The sequence below is a fragment of the Geodermatophilus sp. SYSU D00079 genome (assembly GCF_054050635.1).
In genome coordinates, this window is the sequence record NZ_JBJGZS010000003.1 from 184,240 (window position 1) to 201,568 (window position 17,329).

The following is a 17,329-nucleotide window of genomic DNA, read 5'->3' on the forward strand; positions in this document are numbered from 1 at the left end:
GTCAGCGCAGCTGCGTGGTGGTGCGGTACAGGACCGCCGGCCCGCGGGCGCTGACCGGCTCGCCCGCGGGGACGAACGCCGACTGGCCCTTCTCCAGCACCAGCTCGCCGTCGGCGGCGGCCAGCACGGCGCGCCCGTCGGTGCACAGCAGGACCTGCGGCCCCCGGGTGGTCAGGACGCCGGCCTGGTCGTCGAGCTGGACGCGGGTGAGGTCGAAGTCCTCCACGGGCACCGGGTAGCGCAGCCCGCCCGGGCCGAGGACGGGGTGGATGACCGGCACCCGGCCGTCGGTGAAGTCGAGCACCTCGATCAGCGCCGCCAGGTCGACGTGCTTGGCGGTCAGGCCACCGCGCAGCACGTTGTCGGAGCTGGCCATGACCTCCACCCCGGCGCCGCTGAGGTAGGCGTGCAGGTTGCCGGCGGGCAGGAACACCGCCTCCCCCGGCGCCAGCTTGAGGTGGTTGCACATCAGCGAGATGACCACGCCCGGGTCACCGGGGTAGGCCTCCGCCAGCGTCGCCGCCCAGCGGTAGGTGTTGATGAACTCGGGGTCGTGGGCGGCCACGAAGCGGGCCGCGGCCTCGGCGACGGCCCCGACCAGGGAGGTCCGGCGCCGGCCGGAGAGCGCGAGCAGCTGCGGGATCGCCGCGCGCAGCCCGCCGCGGGCCAGCGCGGCGATCGTCGGCTTGAGCTCGGGCAGCTGCAGCTTGGCCAGGCAGTGCAGCGACTCCTCGACCGGCCGGAAGCCGCACAGCGCCTCGAAGGTGGTCAGCGCGAGCAGCAGCTCGGGCTTGTGCCAGGGGTCCTTGAACGTGCGCGTGGGGTCGTCGTGCGGGACCCCCGCGGCCTCCTCCGCGGCGAACCCCGCCGCGGCCTGCTCCATGGTCGGGTGCGCCTGCAGCGACAGCGGGGCGTCGGCGGCGAGCACCTTCATGAGGAACGGCAGCCGCGGCCCGAACCGCTCGACCACCGGCGTGCCGAGCAGCCGCTCCGGCTCCTCGGCGATGGCGCGGTCCAGGGGCCGCCCGTCGGCCAGCACGCTGGGCTGGTCCGGGTGCGCCCCCATCCACAGCTCGGCGTGCGGTCGCTGGGCGGGGGTGGGCTCACCGAGGAGCTCCGGGATGACGGTGCGACTCCCCCACGGGTAGAAGCGGACCGCGCTGGTGAGCTGCCACATCACGGACGAGGCTACTGGTGAGTCGAGCACACCAGGTACGTCGGAACGCACACGTGCCGGATGGAGCGCGCCCCCGCCCGCCTCCCCCCTCCGGGTGGGTCAGAGGGCGTCCATCGGTCCTACTTCGCGCCCCGGTCCGCTCCTCGCCCGCCGAGCTCGCTGCGGTGCTCCCGGGGCTGTCGTCAGACGGCGGACCGCACGTCCGGTGCGCCCAGCCGGGCGGCGTCGGCGGTGCGGTCGTCGGGCATCCGCTGCGACTCCCGCTCGGCCTCGACGCGCGCCGCGTAGTGCTCGACCTCCCGCGCGATCCGCTCGGCGTCCCAGCCCAGCGGCCCGGCCATCAGCTCCGCCACCGCCGGCGCGGACTCGGTGCCCCGGTGCGGCGTGGCGATCGACACCCGCGTGCGCCGGGTGAGGACGTCGTCCAGGTGCAGGGCGCCCTCGGCGGTGACCGCGTGCACGACCTCGGCGGCCAGGTGCGCCGGCGCCCCGGGCAGCGGCCGGCCCAGAGCCGGGTCGGCGCGCACGAGGTCCAGCACCTCGGTCACCTGGTCGCCGTGGCGGTGCAGCAGCCGGTCGACGGCGTCCTCGGGCAGGCCGGAGGCGGCCGCCAGCTCCGCCGCGCGGTGCCGGACGGCGTCCCAGCCGTGCGCGCCGACCAGCGGCAGGTGCGCGGTGCGCGACGGGGGGACGCCGGGCAGCCCGGCGGTGGCGGCGTCGACGGCGTCGGCCGCCATGACCCGGTAGGTCGTGTACTTGCCGCCGGCGACCAGCACCAGCCCGGGGACGGGCGTGACGACGGCGTGCTCGCGGGAGAGCCGGCTGGTCTGGTCGGCCTCCCCGGCCAGCAGCGGCCGCAGCCCGGCGTAGACCCCGACGACCTGGTCGGCGGTGACCGGTTCGGCGAGCACCCGGTTGACCTGGTCGAGCAGGTACCCGATGTCGGCGCTGCTGGCCGCCGGGTGGTCGCGGTCGAGCTTCCACGGGGTGTCGGTGGTGCCGATGATCCACTGCTCGCCCCACGGGATCACGAACAGCACGCTGGTCGGCGTCCGCAGGATGAGCCCGGACCGCTCGCCGTCCGGGAGGTCCCCGACGTCGATCGCCGAGCGCGGCACGACCAGGTGCACGCCCTTGGAGGCGCGGACCCGCAGGCTGGGCGCGGAGTCCCCGAGCATCGCGCCGACGTCGTCGCTCCAGACGCCGGTGGCGGCCACGACGCTGCGGGCCCGCACCGTGGACGACGACCCGTCGGTCAGGTCGGACACCCGCACGCCGACCACCGGGGCGCCGCTGCCCCCGCCGTCGCGGAGCAGCCCGGTCACGCGGGCGCTGGAGAGCACGCGGGCGCCGTATCCGGCCGCCGTCCGCACGACCGCCAGCGTGTGCCGGGCGTCGTCCACCTGGGCGTCCCAGTAGCGGATGGCCCCGGTCACCGCGTCGGAGCGCAGCGCGGGGAAGGCCGCCAGCGTCGCCCGGCGGGACAGGTGCCGGTGGACCGGGACGACCCGCTCGGCGTCCAGCGCGCTGCTGAGGACGTCGTACAGCGCGACCCCGGCGCCGTAGTAGGCGCGCTGCCAGGCCGGCGCCGTGAGCGGGAGCAGGAACGACAGCGGCCGGACCAGGTGGGGGGCGATGGTCTGCACCAGCCGGGTGCGCTCGTGGAGAGCCTCCCGGACCAGCGGGAAGGCCAGCTGCTCGAGGTAGCGCAGCCCGCCGTGGATGAGCTTGCTGGAGCGGCTGGAGGTGCCCGACGCCCAGTCGCGGGCCTCCAGCAGGCCGACCGACAGCCCCCGGCTCGCGGCGTCCAGGGCGGCGCCGGCGCCGGTGACGCCGCCGCCGACCACGAGCACGTCGACCACCTCGTCGGCCAGCCGCGCCCGGTCGGCGCGCCGGCGGTCCGGCGAGAGGTGGGTGCGGCTCATGACCCCACTCTGCTCCCGCCGCCCGCCGGCCGGGGTGAGAGCTGGGTCACGGCAGCGGGGGGTTCAGTGTCCGGCCGCCGTCCCGGCCTTCCGCCGGTGGACGACGCTCATGACCGCCACGATCACGGCCCCGACGACGAGCCCGATGACGGCGCTGGCCAGGGTGTTGACGAGCCAGCCGAGGACGCCGCCGACGGCCCCGGTGGCCTCGTGGACCGCCTCCTCCCAGTGGTGCACGGTCTCGTAGAGGACGTGCAGGCCCAGCTCGTCGCTGCCCACCAGCAGGATGTGCCCGCCGACCCAGAGCATCGCGGCGGTGCCGACCACGGTGATGACGGCGAGCAGCTTCGGCATCGCCTTGACCATCCCCCGACCGAGCGCGGCCACGCCCTTCGCGCTGCGCTGCGAGAGGCTCAGCCCGGCGTCGTCCATCTTCACGATGAGGCCGACGACGCCGTACACGAGGACGGTGATGCCGATCGCGACGACGGCCAGGATGGCCGCCCGGGCCCAGAAGCCCTCGTCGACCACCTCGTTCAGCGAGATCACCATGATCTCCGCGGACAGGATGAAGTCGGTCCGCACGGCCCCGGACACGATGGTGTCCTCGTCCGGGAGTGCCGCCTCCTCCGCACCGTGGGCGTCGTCGTGCCCGCGGAGCTTGTGCCAGACCTTCTCCGCGCCCTCGTAGGACAGGTAGGCGCCGCCGATCATGAGGATCGGGGTGAGCAGCCACGGGAGGAACTGGCTGAGCAGCAGCACCGCGGGCAGCAGGATCAGCAGCTTGTTGCGCAGCGACCCCATGGCGATGCGCTTGATGATCGGGATCTCGCGCTCGGCGGCCAGGCCGTGCACGTACTGCGGCGTGACCGCGGTGTCGTCGACCACGACGCCGGCGGCCTTCGCGCTGGCCCTCCCGGCGGCGGCACCGATGTCGTCGACGGAGGCGGCGGCCGCCTTCGCCAGCGTCGCCACGTCGTCGAACAGGGCTACGAGTCCACCCGCCACGGGACGTCCTTCCGGTCGGTCAGCACGCGTGTGCCGTCTGGGTCGGGGCGGTGCCGCGCGCTCGTCCGGGAGGAGGAGTTCACGAGGACGCCCCCCTCTCGGTGTCCAGCGCCAGGGCCAGGTAGACGGCCGTGAAGTCGGCCACGGCCAGCTGCCGCGCCAGCCGGGGCAACCGGCCGTACCGCTCCGGTTCCCCGTGCTCGGCCAGTCCACTCACCGGCACGTTGGACGTCGCCGCGGTGCGCAGCGCCTCGTGCAGTGCCTCGCGCGCGGACCGGGGCTCGCGCTCCCCGGCGCCGTCGTGCTCACCCGCGTCGGTGTCGCGGATGGTCAGCAGCCGCAGCCGGCGGCCGGTGTCCTCGGCGCGGTCGCGGAAGAAGTCGTCGGCGCCCGCCTCCGGTGCCAACGGGCCGCGCAGCACCGAGCACGCGGCCACCCGCTGGTCGGGCATGCGGAACGTGGTGGCCGGCAGGCCGGCGAGGGTGGCCAGCTGGTCGGCGATCCGGCTCGCGGCGGTACCGGCCAGCGGCCCCTCCGCGACGATCAGCGGGAGCGCGTCGAGCAGCTCCAGCGCCAGGGTCTTGGCCGGGTTGACGAACGACTCCTGCGCCGGGCCGCACTCGCCGGCGACCTCGTCGAGGGCCGCCGCGATCGCCTCGAGGTCGGCCACCCCCGGCGACAGCAGCTCCAGGTCGACCGCCAGCTTCAGCAGCGGGGTGAGCAGCGACCACAGCGTGGTGTGCCGCACCCGCGACCGCGGCAGCGGGACGTAGGGGGCGCGGGCGGTCGAGCAGGCCGCGCGCAGCGGGGCGTCCTCGGCGCCGATCCCGAGCAGCGTCACCCCGCGGCGGGCGGCCTCGTAGGCCGGGGTGACCGCGTACCGGCCGGCCCCGGTGCGGGTGGCCACGACGGCGATGTCGCTGGGCCCGGTCCACACCGGCAGGTCCGGCCCGGGGACGACGTCCACCGTGACCGGGCTGGCCGGGCCGAGCAGCGCGCGCAGCACCGACGCGGCGACCGCGCCCTCGCGGCGGGCGACGATCACCAGTCCGCGGGGGCGCCCCCCGGCGGTGACCCGCTCGAGGTCGGCCTCCTCGGTGAGCCGGGCGGTCTCCCGCACCTGCGCCCCCGCACCCGCCACGGCCGGCAGCAGGCCCCGGGGGTCGCGGGCGCGCAGCACGTCGAGGTCGTCGAGGACCTCCTCGGCCAGCTCCGGCGAGGTCACGCCGGACCCTCGCCGCGGTGCCGCGCCTCGTCGAGCAGGAGGACCGGGATGCCGTCGCGGACGGGGAAGGCCCGGTCGCACGTGGTGCACAGCAGCTCGCCGGCCGCCTCGTCCACCGTCAGCGGGCTGTGGTGGGTGTCGGGGCAGGCGAGGATCTCCAGCAGGGCCGGGTCCAGGCCCAGCGGGCCGGTGGGGGTCGTCATCTGCGCACCATCTCCAGGACTCGGTCCCGCAGCTCGGTCATCCGCGCCGCGTCGGGCGCCTCGACGTTGAGCCGCAGCAGGGGTTCGGTGTTGCTCGCCCGAAGGTTGAACCAGGAGCCGTCGGCCAGGCTGACCGTCAGCCCATCGAGGTCGTCGACGGTCACCCCGTCGTCGCCCTCGAAGGCCTCGCGGACCGCCTTCGCGCGCCCGGCGGCGTCGTCGACGGTGGAGTTGACCTCCCCGGACGCGGCGTAGCGGCTGTAGCCGGCGGTCAGCTCCGACAGCGGCCGGCTCTGCTCCCCCAGCGCGGCGAGCACGTGCATGGCGGCGAGCATGCCCGTGTCGGCCCGCCAGAAATCACGGAAGTAGTAGTGCGCGGAGTGCTCGCCACCGAAGACGGCGTCGGTGCGGGCCATCTCGGCCTTGATGAACGAGTGCCCGACGCGGGTGCGCACCGGCTCGCCGCCGTGCTCGCGGACGATCTCCGGGACCGCCCGCGAGGTGATCAGGTTGTGGATGATCGTCGTCCCGTGGCCCTTGGCCAGCTCGCGGACCGCGACCAGCGCGGTGATCGCCGAGGGGCTCACCGGCTCGCCGCGCTCGTCGACGACGAACACCCGGTCGGCGTCGCCGTCGAAGGCCAGCCCGATGTCGGCGCCGGTGCGGCGCACCTCGGCCTGCAGGTCGACGAGGTTGGCCGGGTCCAGCGGGTTGGCCTCGTGGTTGGGGAAGGAGCCGTCGAGCTCGAAGTACATCGGCAGGACGGTCAGCGGCAGGTCGGCCAGGACGACGGGCACCGTGTGGCCGCCCATGCCGTTGCCGGCGTCGACGACCACCCGCAGCGGCCGGATCTGCGACAGGTCGACCAGCGAGCGCAGGTGGGCGGCGTACCCGGCGAGCAGGTCGCGCTGGGTGACGCTCGCCGTGCGGTCCGGGACGCGGTCGTAGGTGTCGTCCTCGGCCCACTCGCGGATCGTGGCCAGGCCCGAGTCCTGGCCCACGGGGGCGGCACCGGCGCGGCAGAGCTTGATGCCGTTGTACTGCGCCGGGTTGTGGCTGGCGGTGAACATCGCGCCGGGGACGCCGAGGGAGCCGGAGGCGAAGTACAGCAGGTCGGTGGAGCCCAGGCCCGCCTCGACGACGTCGACGCCGCGGCTGAGCACGCCCTCGGCGAAGGCCCGCGACAGGGGCACCGAGGAGTCGCGCATGTCGTGGGCGGTGACCACGGCGGTCGCGCCGCTCTCCTGGGCCATGAGCTCGGCGAACGCGGCGCCGATGCGGCGCGCGACGGCCTCGTCCCACTCGTCGGGTACGACGCCACGCACGTCGTAGGCCTTGATGATCGAGGAGAGGTCCGCCACGCGGGCGACCCTATAAGGACCCCGTCCTCCTCACGCTTCACACGCTCAGCGCGAGTCCCCGGACGGGGCCGGGTCCTTGCTCAGGTGATGTCGGGGAGGACCCGCAGGTGGCCGCGGCGGGTGCCGCTGCCGTCGTCGGCGGGGTTGCGCGGGGGCTCGGGGCGGGCCGCCTCGCGGACGGCGTCGGCCAGCGCGAGCAGGTCGTCGCCGGTCGGGCCGGAGTCCTCGACGTCGATCTCGTGCCGGACGACCTCCCAGCCGCGCGGCACGGTCAGCCGCTCGGCGTGGAACTCGCAGAGGTCGTAGCTGTGCGGCTCCGAGAAGGTCGCCAACGGGCCGACGACAGCGGTCGACTCCGCGTACACGTAGGTCAGAGTCGCTGCCGCCGGTTGCGCGCAGCCGCTGCGCGAGCAGCGACGTGACTGCCTCACCACCGGTTCCTCACGCCCCGCACAGTAGACGCGTACCCGGGTCGTTGGCATCAGGCACACCGCGGATCGCGCCCGTGGCGACAGCACCAGTCCCACCCTCCACGAGGGTCCCGTGCACCCCTCCAGGACGCCCCGGCGGGTCCGCCCGGGCGCGACCGGCGGCCCCGGCCGCCGCCGCCGTACGCTCCACTCGCCATGAGCCGACCCGCCCGTTCCCGCCGCGACCGGCACGGCCGCGGGCTGCGCGGGCGCCTGGTGCCCGACGGCGTCCCGCTGGCCCGCAGCCGCGGCGAGCAGTTCGACGACCTCGTCCTCGACGCGGTGGAGGACCTCGAGCGCCGGTGGGAGAAGGAGCTGGCCGGCGTCGAGTTCGCCGTCGAGGACGTCCCGTGGGTGGAGCACACCAGCCCCGACGAGGTGGTGCTCGACGCCGACGTCCTGGACGACGGCAGCGTCCCGCTGGCCCGCGTGCTGCCCGCGCACCGGGAGGGCGGACGCGAGGTGCCGCCGCGGATCGTCGTCTACCGGCGGCCGCTGGAGCTGCGCGCGCACGACCGGGACGACCTCGCCGACCTCGTGCGCGACGTCGTCGTCGACCAGGTGGCGGTGCTGCTGGGGCGCGACCCGGAGGAGATCGACCCCACGGGCTAGCGCCGGCTCAGCGCTCGGGCACCTGCACGGGGCTGCCCAGCTCGGCGGCGATGCCCCGCGCGTCGGCCAGCCGCGCCCGGCAGAAGGCGAGGTCCAGGCCGTCGCCGCGGTCGGCGCGGGTGAGCCGCCCGGCCAGCTGCTCCAGGGCGACGGCGTGCCACAGCAGGCCGACGTCGGGCTCCTCCCAGCCGGCGGTGCGGTCGAGCACCACGCGGGCGATGCGGGCGCGGTCCTCCTCGTCCGGCGTGCTGGCCCACAGGGTCAGCAGGTCCCGGTGGCGCGGCCCGGAGCGCACGCCGGCCCACTCCAGCACCACCATGCGGCCGGTGTCGTCGAGGACGGCGTTGGCGGCGCGGAAGTCCCCGTGGGTGACCTCCGACAGCGGCAGCTGGGCGGCCGCCGCCCGCACCGCGCGCAGCTCGCCCAGCCGGACGCCGCCGCGCACCAGCCGCCCGGTGGCGCCGACCGAGGTCCGGGCGCGGCGCAGGGTCGGCGGGGCCGGCGGCTGCCAGGGGCTGCCCGGGGGCGCGGGCAGCGGCGCGACGCGCATGGCGGCGTCGACGGCGGCCTCGGTCCAGCGGGGACCGCCGCCGGGCACGGGGTGGACGCGGCGGGACAGCAGCCACCGCCCGTCGTCGGCGGCGGCCAGCACCTCCGGGACGCCGATCTGCCGCTCCTCGGCCCAGCGCCGTCCCCGCAGCTCCGCCCGCAGCCGCCGTCGTCCGCTCTCGGTGACCGCGAGGTCGACGACCCGGTCGGCCAGCACGCCCTGGACCACGCCCAGCGACGCGGTGAGGTCGGTGACCCCGGTGAGCGGCTGCTCGACGCCGAGCTCGGCCAGCAGCGCGCCCACCCGTTCCCGCGCCGCACCCTCCGCCGCTCCCCCGCTGCTGCTCACCCGTGGAGCCTCCCAGCCCGCCGCCCACCCTGCACGGAGGGCGACCGGAGGGGGCCGGCGCCCCTGGGATGCTTGCGGGGATGGACTCCTCCGCGCCGGCCGCCGTGCCCTGGGTCGTGCTGGGCGTGGCGCTGCTGGCGCTGGCCGGGGTCGCCGCGTGGCTGCTGACCGGCCGCCGGGGCCGCCCCGGTGCCGGCTCGCCGGTCCGGCGGGAGCCGCCCGTCCCCCGTCCCGCGACGCGCTTCCCGCACGACGACCTGCCCGGGTTCCTCGACGCGCCGCCCGGCACCCCGCCGGTCCCCGCGGCGGTCGCGCCCCCTGCCGACCCGGCGCCGGAGGCCGAGGACCCGGACGGCGGGTCGGGGTCCGGCCGGGTGGTGGCCGGGATGGCGGCGGTCGCGCTCCTGCTCGTCGGCGCGCTCGCGGTGGTCGCCGCGGGCACGCGGGACGACGACGACCCGCCGGTCGCGGCGGAGCCGAGTCCCCCGCCGCCCGCGGCGTCGCCGACGGCGGGGACGCCCACGCCCGTCCCGGTGCCGGAACTGCCCGGGGTGCCGGCCGACCCGCTGCCGGGCGAGAGCGGCGCCGGCGCCCTGGCCGACCGGTCGGTGCCCCTCGGGGAGGACGGCGTCACCGCCACGCTCGCCTTCGAGGGGATCGTCGTCGCGCGGCACGCGGTCGGCATCACCGTCGCCGAGCCCGTGGTGAGCGTCACCGCCACCGGCGACCCGGCCGGGGACGGCGCGGCGCTGGCACACCTGGCGCTGCCGACCTGGAACTGCGTGGCCGACGAGCCCCCGCCCGACCCGGAGGAGGCCGGCTGCGTGCGGTCGACCCCCGAGTACGCCGACCTGCCCTCCCCCGCCCTGCAGGTCACGCGGGACGGCGACGACGTCCGGCTGACCGGCCGCTTCCCCACCTACACGCGGCCGATCGCCACCGCCCCGGCCTACACGGGACGGGTGTACGACCTGACGGTGACCGTCTCCCCGGCCGGGCCGGTGCGCGACGGCGGCGCGGTCGCCGAGGCGACGCTGTTCCTCGGCACCGACCGGACGACGACGGCGCGCGAGGGGTTCAACGTGGTCCGGTACGCCGGCTGAGCGGCCCGCCGGACAGCGTGAGCGAGACGACCGGCGCCCCCATCTCGTGGGTCAGGCCGCCGACGTCGGAGGTGCCCCACCAGGGCCGGCGGTCGGCGCCGTCGACGAGGGTGAGCAGCCCGGCCCTGAGCCGGTCGCCCTCGGCCAGCACGGCCAGCTCGACCTGACCGATCGCGGCGTGCAGGCGGGCGGCGGCGCGCAGCAGCAGGCGGGTGCGGCGGTCGGGCTCGCGGGCCAGCAGCTGCGGCAGCCACCGGTCCAGCTCGCGGGGGTCGCGGCTGCGGTGCACCGGGCCGGCCTCGTCGAGCGCGTCGACCAGGCGGGTGCTGCGCGCGGTGGAGAACGCCGCCTCCGGCCGCAGCCGGCCGAGCTCGCGCAGCGTGGGGTCGCCCAGGGGCAGCCCGGTGAGGCGCAGCGTCCACGGGCGGCGTCCCCGGTCGAGCAGGTCCAGCACGCCGGCGGCCAGTTCCCCGGCGGCGGCGTCGTCCCGGGCCGGCAGGCGGGCCGGTGCCGTGCCCGCGGGCACCGGGGCGTCGTCCCCGAGGAGGGTGACGGCGATCCGCGGCCCCCGGCCGGCGAGCACGAGCGGGGCCAGCGCGGCCGGCCCGCCGACGCGGTCGGGGTCGCGGTCGACGACGACGGCGACCGGCCGGGAGCCCGGCCGGCGGTGGGCGGCCGCGACGTTGAGCACGGTGGTCAGCCAGGGGCTCCGGGCGGTGACGGGGGCGCGGACGGCGGCCTGCAGGGGGACGGCGGCGCGCAGCTCACCGACCACCTCGGCCCGGCCGGTCGCGACCCTGGTCAGTGGTCCCCGCGTCGTCACCCCCGAATGGCACCACAGCCGCCGACGGCGTCGCGTCGGCGGCTGTGGTGGAGCTGCGGTGGTGTCAGGTCGTGCCGTGTGCCGTCCCCTGCGCAGGGACGGGGTCCTCGTTCAGATGGCGCGGCGACGCAGCCGGCGGCGCTCCCGCTCGGAGAGCCCGCCCCAGATGCCGAAACGCTCGTCGTTGGCCAGCGCGTACTCGAGGCACTCGGCCTTGACCTCGCAGCCGGTGCAGATCTTCTTCGCCTCGCGGGTCGAGCCGCCCTTCTCGGGGAAGAACGCCTCGGGGTCGGTCTCGGCGCACAGCGCCCGCTCCTGCCAGGACTGGGCGTCGGCCTCCAGGCCCACGCTCCAGAGCCCGGCGAAGGCCTGGCCGGCACCCTCGACGCCCCGGTCGGCGTTCCGCTCTGACGCACTGACGTAGTCGCTCAACCACGACACCTCTGCCATGACGATGCGTCCCCTCTCGCTGTCGTCCCGATGTGCGCCCTCCGGGACGATCCCGGGCCGCTCGGCACTTGCTGACACCGCCGGAATTACACGCGTGTCGTTGCGTAGGCGTCAACTTCGCGCGGTGTAAGCGGATCGCCACACCAGCCTCACCCGTCACGTCCTGTTCGTCACATCTCGTCACACCCCTCGACACGCCCGTCGAACAGTCGACAACTGCCCATGGGGCACGATGACTTTCGTGCGAATCGTCGTGCTCGCCGGAGGGGTCGGCGGAGCCCGATTCCTGGCCGGCCTCCGTGCTGCCGCCCCCGATGCCACCCTCACCGCCGTCGTCAACACCGGGGACGACGTCACGATGCACGGGCTGCGGATCTGCCCGGACCTCGACACGGTCATGTACACCCTCGGCGGCGGCATCGACCCCGACCGCGGCTGGGGCCGGCTCGGCGAGAGCTGGACGGTCAAGGAGGAGCTGGCCGCCTACGGGGCCGAGCCCACCTGGTTCGGCCTGGGCGACCGCGACCTCGCCACCCACCTGGTGCGCACCCGGATGCTCGACGCCGGGTACCCGCTGTCGCAGGTGACCGCGGCGCTGGCCGACCGCTGGGAGCCGGGCGTCGAGCTGCTGCCGATGAGCGACCAGCGGGTCGAGACCCACGTCGTGGTGGCCGACCCCGACAGCGGGCGGCAGCAGGCGATCCACTTCCAGGAGTGGTGGGTGCGCCACCGCGCGGCGCTGCCGGCGTCGGCGTTCGTGCAGGTCGGCGTGGACGCCGCCCGCCCCGCCCCCGGGATCGCCGAGGCGTTCGCCGCCGCCGACGCGGTGCTGCTGGCGCCGTCGAACCCGGTGGTGTCGATCGGGACGGTCCTCGGGGTGCCGGGCCTGCGCGAGGCGCTGCTGGCCACGCCGGGCCGGGTGGTCGGGGTCTCCCCCATCGTGTCCGGCGCCGTGGTCCGCGGGATGGCCGACCGCTGCCTGCCGGTGGTGGGCGTGGAGGTCAGCGCGGAGGGCGTCGGCCGGCACTACGGCGCCCGCACCGCCGGCGGGCTGCTGGACGCCTGGCTGGTGCACACCGGCGACCGGGCCGACGTCCCCGGCGTCGACGTCCGCGCCGTGCCGCTGCTGATGAGCGACCCGGACGCCACGGCCGCGATGGCCCGCGCCGCCCTGGACGCCGCCGGTGTCTGAGGGCATCTCGATCCGCCCGGTCCCCGGGCTGCCGGAGTTCGGGCCGGGTGACGACCTCGCCGCCGCGATCGCCGGCGCCGCGCCGTGGCTGGCCGACGGCGACGTCGTCGTCGTCACCTCCAAGGTGGTCTCCAAGGTCGAGGGCCGGCTGGTGCACGTCGAGCCGGGCACCGACCGGGAGGCCGCCCGCCAGCGGGCCATCGACGCGGAGACCGTGCGGGTGGTGGCCCGCCGCGGGCCGCTGAAGATCGTCGAGACCCGGCACGGCTGGGTGGTGGCCGCGGCCGGCATCGACGCCTCCAACGTCCCCGGCGACGCGCTCGTGCTGCTGCCGGCCGACGCCGACGCCTCCGCGCGGGAGCTGCGGGCGCGGCTGCGCGAGCTGCTGGGGGTCACCGTCGCCGTCGTGGTCAGCGACACGTTCGGCCGCACCTGGCGGGAGGGGCTCACCGACGTCGCGGTGGGCTCGGCCGGGATCGCCGCGCTCGTCGACCACCGCGGGGACGTCGACGTCCACGGCAACCGGCTGGAGACCACCCAGGTGGCCGTCGTGGACGAGCTGGCCGCGGCAGCGGACCTGGTGAAGGGCAAGCTCGGCGGGATCCCGGTGGCCGTCGTCCGCGGCCTGGCCGTCGACCCGCCGGCCGAGGACGCCGGCACCCGGCCGCTGGTGCGCCTGGGCCCCGGCGACCTGTTCCGCCACGGCACCCGCGACCTCGTGGGCTCGCGCGCACCGGCGGCGGACCTCCTGCCCCGCCCCGGCGAGCTGGACGCCGTCGCCGAGGCCTTCCGCGTCGCGGTGGCCGCGCTGCCGGAGTTCCCCGTGGTGGTGCGCTACGGCGGGGAGGGCGACGGCGTGGTCGACGTCCACCTGCCGGAGCGGGCGACCACGACGACCGCGCTCAACCTGGGGGCGCTGATCGGCGCGGTCGTCGTGCAGCTGCACGCGGAGGGCTGGACGACGCGCTGGGAGCCGGTCGGGACGCCGGGCGGGACCTCGCTCGTCGGCAGGTTGTGGCTCGGTTCACCCGACCCCTAGCCAGCGGACTGGGTAGCGTCGGTGATCATGCGCGGGATCATCCTGGCCGGGGGCACCGGCAGCCGCCTGTTCCCCATCACGCAGGCCGTGAGCAAGCAGCTGATGCCGGTCTACGACAAGCCGATGGTCTACTACCCGCTCTCGACGCTGATGATGGCCGGCGTCCGGGAGGTGCTGGTCATCACCACGCCCGGCGACCAGGAGGCCTTCCGGCACCTGCTCGGCGACGGCAGCCGGCTCGGGATGACCATCGAGTACGCCGCCCAGCCGAAGCCGGAGGGTCTGGCGCAGGCGTTCCTCATCGGCGCGGACTTCATCGGCGACCAGGCCGTCGCGCTCGTCCTCGGCGACAACATCTTCTACGGCGCCGGCCTGGGCACCGCGCTCTCCCGGCTGCCGGAGCCCGACGGCGGGCACGTCTTCGCCTACCACGTGGCCAACCCGCAGGACTACGGCGTGGTCGAGTTCGACCACGACGGGCGGGTCCTCTCCATCGAGGAGAAGCCCGCGCACCCGAAGAGCTCCTACGCCGTGCCCGGGCTGTACTTCTACGACAACCAGGTCGTCGAGATCGCCCGCGGCATCACGCCCAGCGCGCGCGGCGAGCTGGAGATCACCGCGGTCAACGACCACTACCTGCACCAGGGCCGGCTGACCGTCACCGTGCTCGACCGCGGCACCGCCTGGCTGGACACCGGCACGTTCCAGTCGCTGCGCCAGGCCACCGAGTTCGTCTCCGTCGTCGAGGACCGCCAGGGCCTGAAGATCGGCTGCATCGAGGAGGTCGCCTGGCGGCAGGGCTGGCTGGACGACGACGGCCTGCGCCGGGCGGCCGAGCCGCTGGGCAAGAGCGGCTACGGCGACTACCTGCTGCACCTGCTGGTCGAGGGTCGCTGACCCGTCGGCTCCCTGATCGGCCCGCTCGAGAACAACCCCTTCGGGGAATGAGCTCCGCTCGCTGACCTGTCGATGGACAGGGGACGCCCGCCGTACGCGGGGCCCTCGATGGACGGGACAGCATGGGGACGACGACAGGGAGCGGCTCGGTCAGCCGGAGGCGCAGGGCGCTGGCCGTGGCCGCCGCGGCGACGGTCGGGTTCAGCGGTGCAGCGGTCGTGGACGCGTTCGTCCTCTCCCCGACACCGGCCATGGCCGACGAGCTCGGGCCGGGCGACGGGCTGACCCGCCTGGTGGTGCAGACCGCCGGTGGGGTGGGCGCCGAGCAGCTGGCGGCGCTGGACGCGCTGCCGGCCGTCGACTCGGCCCAGCTGCTGTCGGACGGCTCGGCGCTGGTCGCCGGCACCGGCATCACGGACGACGACATGCGCGGGGTCGTGCCCGGCGCCGAGGTGGTGCCCTCCGTGCCCGGCGAGGTGGCCGGCGCGACCATCAGCGACCCGTACTGGAGCGAGTACGGCTGGAACCTGGAGAACACCGGGTCCAACGCCTACAGGGGGTGGGTGCCGGCGACGGCGGGCGCCGACGTCTCCGCCGTCACCGGCTGGCAGGCCGGCACCGGCCGCGGGATGGTCGTGGCGGTGGTCGACAGCGGCTACGCCCTGTCGCACCCGGACATGGCCGGTGCCCTGTGGACCAACCCCGACGAGCCCTGCGGCTCGGCCGACACCGACGGCAACGGCCGGCCCGGCGACTGCCACGGCTGGAACTTCTACCGCAACAGCCCGGACGTCTCCAACGGCGGCGACAACGCCCACGGGACCGCGGTCGCCGGGATCGTCGCGGCCCGCGCCGGCAACGGCCAGGGCATCGCCGGGGTCGCCCCGGACGCCACGATCATGCCGCTGGTGATCGGGGGCGGCGCCAGCGTGGACCTGGTGCTCGGCGCGGAGGCGATCCGGTACGCGGTGGACAACGGCGCCGACGTCGTCAACGCCAGCTGGGGCAGCAGCGAGGCGGTGTACGACCCGAGCGACAGCTCCTACGGGGCGCGCCTGCTCAGCGCGGCCATCTCCTACGCCAACAGCAAGGGCGTGGTCGTCGTCGCCGCGGCCGGCAACGACCACGCCGACCGGGACGTCGCCCGCAAGTACCCGGCCAGCCTCGACGTGCCTGGCCTGATCACCGTGGGCAGCAGCACCGCCCAGGACACCGTCGCCGCGCACTCGGCCTACGGGGCCACGACGGTGGACCTGTTCGCGCCCGGCGAGTACGTCACGGTCAACACCAGCGAGGGCGGCTACAACACGCTGGGTGCCGGCACCTCGTACGCCGCTCCGCACGTCGCCGCGGCGGTCGCGCTGTACAAGGCCCAGAACCGCACCGCCGGCGCCGTGGAGCTGAAGACCGCCGTCCTGGACGACGTCCACCACCTGGCGGCGTTCGGTGGCCGGTCGGTCACCGGTGGCCGGCTGGCCCTGGACGACCTGGGCAACACCGCCGCGCCGGTGTCCTACGTCTTCTCCGGCCTCGCCGCGGACGCCGGCACGGTCACGCCGCAGGTGGTGGCGACCGGGTCGACGCCGGCCGGCGGGTACGAGGTGGTCCTCGGGCTCGGCATGGAGCACGCCGGCCAGCTCTACGCCCTGGCCGACCACGACATCACGCTCGACGGGGTTCCCGCGACCACGGACGACAACGGGGAGGCCACGTTCTCCCTCGGCCACCGGTCCAGCCTGGGCTCGGTGGTGCTGTCCCCCACGACCGAGCTGGCGGACGGCCGCTACGTCCTGACCGCGCAGATCACCCGTGAGGGCAGCCCGCTCGGCCTGGCCTACGCGGCACCCCTCCTGGTCGGGGACGAGGCGAGGAGCACGGCGCCGCAGCCGGGCACGCAGACGCCGGGCACGCCGGTCCCGGACCCGGACCCGGACACCCAGACCCCGGGCACCCAGACGCCCGGCACGCAGTCGCCGGGCACCCAGACCCCGGGGACCCAGACGCCGGACACCCAGACCCCGGGGACCCAGTCGCCCGGCACGCAGAGCCCGGGCACCCAGACGCCGGACACCCAGACCCCGGGGACCCAGACGCCGGACACGCAGACCCCGGGTACTCAGTCGCCCGGCACGCAGACGCCCGACACGCACACCCCGGACAACCAGACCCCCGGCACCCCGACGCCGGGCACACCGGTCCCGGCCCCGGACACGCCGGCCCCGGGCACGGAGTCCCCGGTCGCGCCGACGCCGGACGCCCCGACCCCGACGCCGGGGACGCAGACCCCGGACACCGAGACCCCGGGCACGCAGACGCCCGGCACCCAGACCCCGGGCACGCAGTCCCCGGACACGGGTGACAAGAAGGTGTACGAGGAGCAGGGGCCCTACCGGCTGACGTCGATCTCGCCGACACGGGTCAGCACGGCGGGCGGCACCCAGGTGACGATCACCGGGCTGGCCATCCCGCAGGGCGCCACCGTGCGGGTCGGTGCCACCCGGGTGGCTCAGGTCTCGGACGCCCTGACGACCAGTTCGCGGGTGGTGTTCCGGACACCGGCAGCGGTGGCCGGCAGCTACGACGTCTACGTGTTCGGACCCGACGGGGAGACCTACTCCGTCCTGGCCGACGGCCTGACGTACGTGGATGCGGACACTCCGTCGACGGGCGGGGGGACGCCGGACCCCGGTGAGGAGGACCCGGCTCCGCAGACGCCAGGGACCCAGTCCCCGGGCACGCAGACGCCAGGGACGCAGACGCCGGGCACCCAGACGCCCGGCACGCAGCCCCCGGCCGGCAACGGCGGGATCGTCACCGGCCCGAACGGTGAGCGGCTCGTCCACTCGACCCGGTTCGCCTCACTGGGGTCCTCGATCTGGGGCGTCAACTGCGCGAACGGTTGCAGCGGACTGTCGCTGTAGGTACCCGCACGACAGCACCGCCGCG

Annotated in this window: 16 protein-coding genes; 6 read left to right on the forward strand and 10 right to left on the reverse strand. The window is 75.9% G+C overall.

The annotated features are described in order from the left end of the window. Position 1: 1 nt before the first annotated feature. The 7 genes from manA to ACI79E_RS04625 form a co-directional block, all read right to left on the reverse strand. Complete coding sequence (gene manA, locus ACI79E_RS04595; RefSeq protein ID WP_456931359.1) at positions 2 to 1,177, reverse strand: mannose-6-phosphate isomerase, class I; 1,176 nt, start codon at positions 1,175 to 1,177, stop codon at positions 2 to 4. Positions 1,178 to 1,359: 182 nt separating this feature from the next. Then, positions 1,360 to 3,102 carry a glycerol-3-phosphate dehydrogenase/oxidase gene (locus ACI79E_RS04600; protein WP_456931360.1) on the reverse strand — a complete coding sequence of 581 codons (1,743 nt, stop codon included), beginning with the start codon at positions 3,100 to 3,102 and terminating at the stop codon, positions 1,360 to 1,362. A gap of 63 nt (positions 3,103 to 3,165) precedes the next feature. Then, entirely contained in the window at positions 3,166 to 4,110 is a 945-nt protein-coding gene (locus ACI79E_RS04605; RefSeq protein WP_456931361.1) for a DUF808 domain-containing protein, read from the reverse strand. Positions 4,111 to 4,189: 79 nt separating this feature from the next. Then, positions 4,190 to 5,335: an SIS domain-containing protein gene (locus ACI79E_RS04610; RefSeq protein ID WP_456931362.1), complete on the reverse strand. Its 1,146-nt coding sequence runs from the start codon at positions 5,333 to 5,335 to the stop codon at positions 4,190 to 4,192. Next, positions 5,332 to 5,538, reverse strand: coding sequence for a Trm112 family protein (locus tag ACI79E_RS04615; protein WP_456931363.1), 207 nt, complete (start codon positions 5,536 to 5,538; stop codon positions 5,332 to 5,334). The genes ACI79E_RS04610 and ACI79E_RS04615 overlap by 4 nt, the downstream gene beginning before the upstream one ends. Further along, complete coding sequence (locus tag ACI79E_RS04620; RefSeq protein WP_456931364.1) at positions 5,535 to 6,899, reverse strand: phosphomannomutase/phosphoglucomutase; 1,365 nt, start codon at positions 6,897 to 6,899, stop codon at positions 5,535 to 5,537. Before ACI79E_RS04620 ends, ACI79E_RS04615 begins: the two co-directional genes overlap by 4 nt. Positions 6,900 to 6,979: 80 nt before the next feature. Continuing rightward, complete coding sequence (locus tag ACI79E_RS04625; protein ID WP_456931365.1) at positions 6,980 to 7,381, reverse strand: DUF3499 domain-containing protein; 402 nt, start codon at positions 7,379 to 7,381, stop codon at positions 6,980 to 6,982. A gap of 144 nt (positions 7,382 to 7,525) precedes the next feature. On the opposite strand from ACI79E_RS04625, the gene ACI79E_RS04630 reads away from it, so the two are divergent. Continuing rightward, positions 7,526 to 7,981 (forward strand): metallopeptidase family protein, encoded by a 456-nt coding sequence (locus ACI79E_RS04630; protein ID WP_456931366.1) that lies wholly within the window; start codon positions 7,526 to 7,528, stop codon positions 7,979 to 7,981. A gap of 7 nt (positions 7,982 to 7,988) precedes the next feature. Here the strand turns inward: ACI79E_RS04630 and ACI79E_RS04635 are convergent, their stop codons facing one another. Next, on the reverse strand, positions 7,989 to 8,879 hold the full coding sequence (locus ACI79E_RS04635; RefSeq protein ID WP_456931367.1) for a phosphotransferase: 891 nt from the start codon (positions 8,877 to 8,879) through the stop codon (positions 7,989 to 7,991). 80 nt (positions 8,880 to 8,959) lie between these two features. Between ACI79E_RS04635 and ACI79E_RS04640 the strand changes: the two genes are divergently transcribed. Further along, positions 8,960 to 9,982: a hypothetical protein gene (locus ACI79E_RS04640; RefSeq protein WP_456931368.1), complete on the forward strand. Its 1,023-nt coding sequence runs from the start codon at positions 8,960 to 8,962 to the stop codon at positions 9,980 to 9,982. Here ACI79E_RS04640 and ACI79E_RS04645 read toward each other — a convergent pair. Both ACI79E_RS04645 and ACI79E_RS04650 read right to left on the reverse strand, forming a co-directional pair. Next, positions 9,957 to 10,805 (reverse strand): hypothetical protein, encoded by an 849-nt coding sequence (locus ACI79E_RS04645; RefSeq protein ID WP_456931369.1) that lies wholly within the window; start codon positions 10,803 to 10,805, stop codon positions 9,957 to 9,959. The two genes, ACI79E_RS04640 and ACI79E_RS04645, sit on opposite strands and share 26 nt — an antisense overlap. 111 nt (positions 10,806 to 10,916) lie before the next feature. Next, the gene (locus ACI79E_RS04650; protein ID WP_456931370.1) at positions 10,917 to 11,255 is read right to left on the reverse strand and encodes a WhiB family transcriptional regulator; all 339 of its coding nucleotides are present in this window, start codon (positions 11,253 to 11,255) and stop codon (positions 10,917 to 10,919) included. A gap of 232 nt (positions 11,256 to 11,487) precedes the next feature. On the opposite strand from ACI79E_RS04650, the gene cofD reads away from it, so the two are divergent. The 4 genes from cofD (at position 11,488) to ACI79E_RS04670 (ending at position 17,304) form a co-directional block, all read left to right on the forward strand. After that, positions 11,488 to 12,447 (forward strand): 2-phospho-L-lactate transferase, encoded by a 960-nt coding sequence (gene cofD / locus ACI79E_RS04655; RefSeq protein WP_456931371.1) that lies wholly within the window; start codon positions 11,488 to 11,490, stop codon positions 12,445 to 12,447. After that, a complete protein-coding gene (locus tag ACI79E_RS04660; protein ID WP_456931372.1) occupies positions 12,440 to 13,486 on the forward strand; it encodes a coenzyme F420-0:L-glutamate ligase in 1,047 nt (348 codons plus the stop codon). The genes cofD and ACI79E_RS04660 overlap by 8 nt, the downstream gene beginning before the upstream one ends. A gap of 27 nt (positions 13,487 to 13,513) precedes the next feature. After that, positions 13,514 to 14,383, forward strand: coding sequence for a glucose-1-phosphate thymidylyltransferase RfbA (gene rfbA, locus ACI79E_RS04665; RefSeq protein WP_456931373.1), 870 nt, complete (start codon positions 13,514 to 13,516; stop codon positions 14,381 to 14,383). Positions 14,384 to 14,505: 122 nt separating this feature from the next. Continuing rightward, positions 14,506 to 17,304, forward strand: coding sequence for a S8 family serine peptidase (locus ACI79E_RS04670; RefSeq protein ID WP_456931374.1), 2,799 nt, complete (start codon positions 14,506 to 14,508; stop codon positions 17,302 to 17,304). The last annotated feature ends 25 nt before the right edge of the window (positions 17,305 to 17,329 follow it).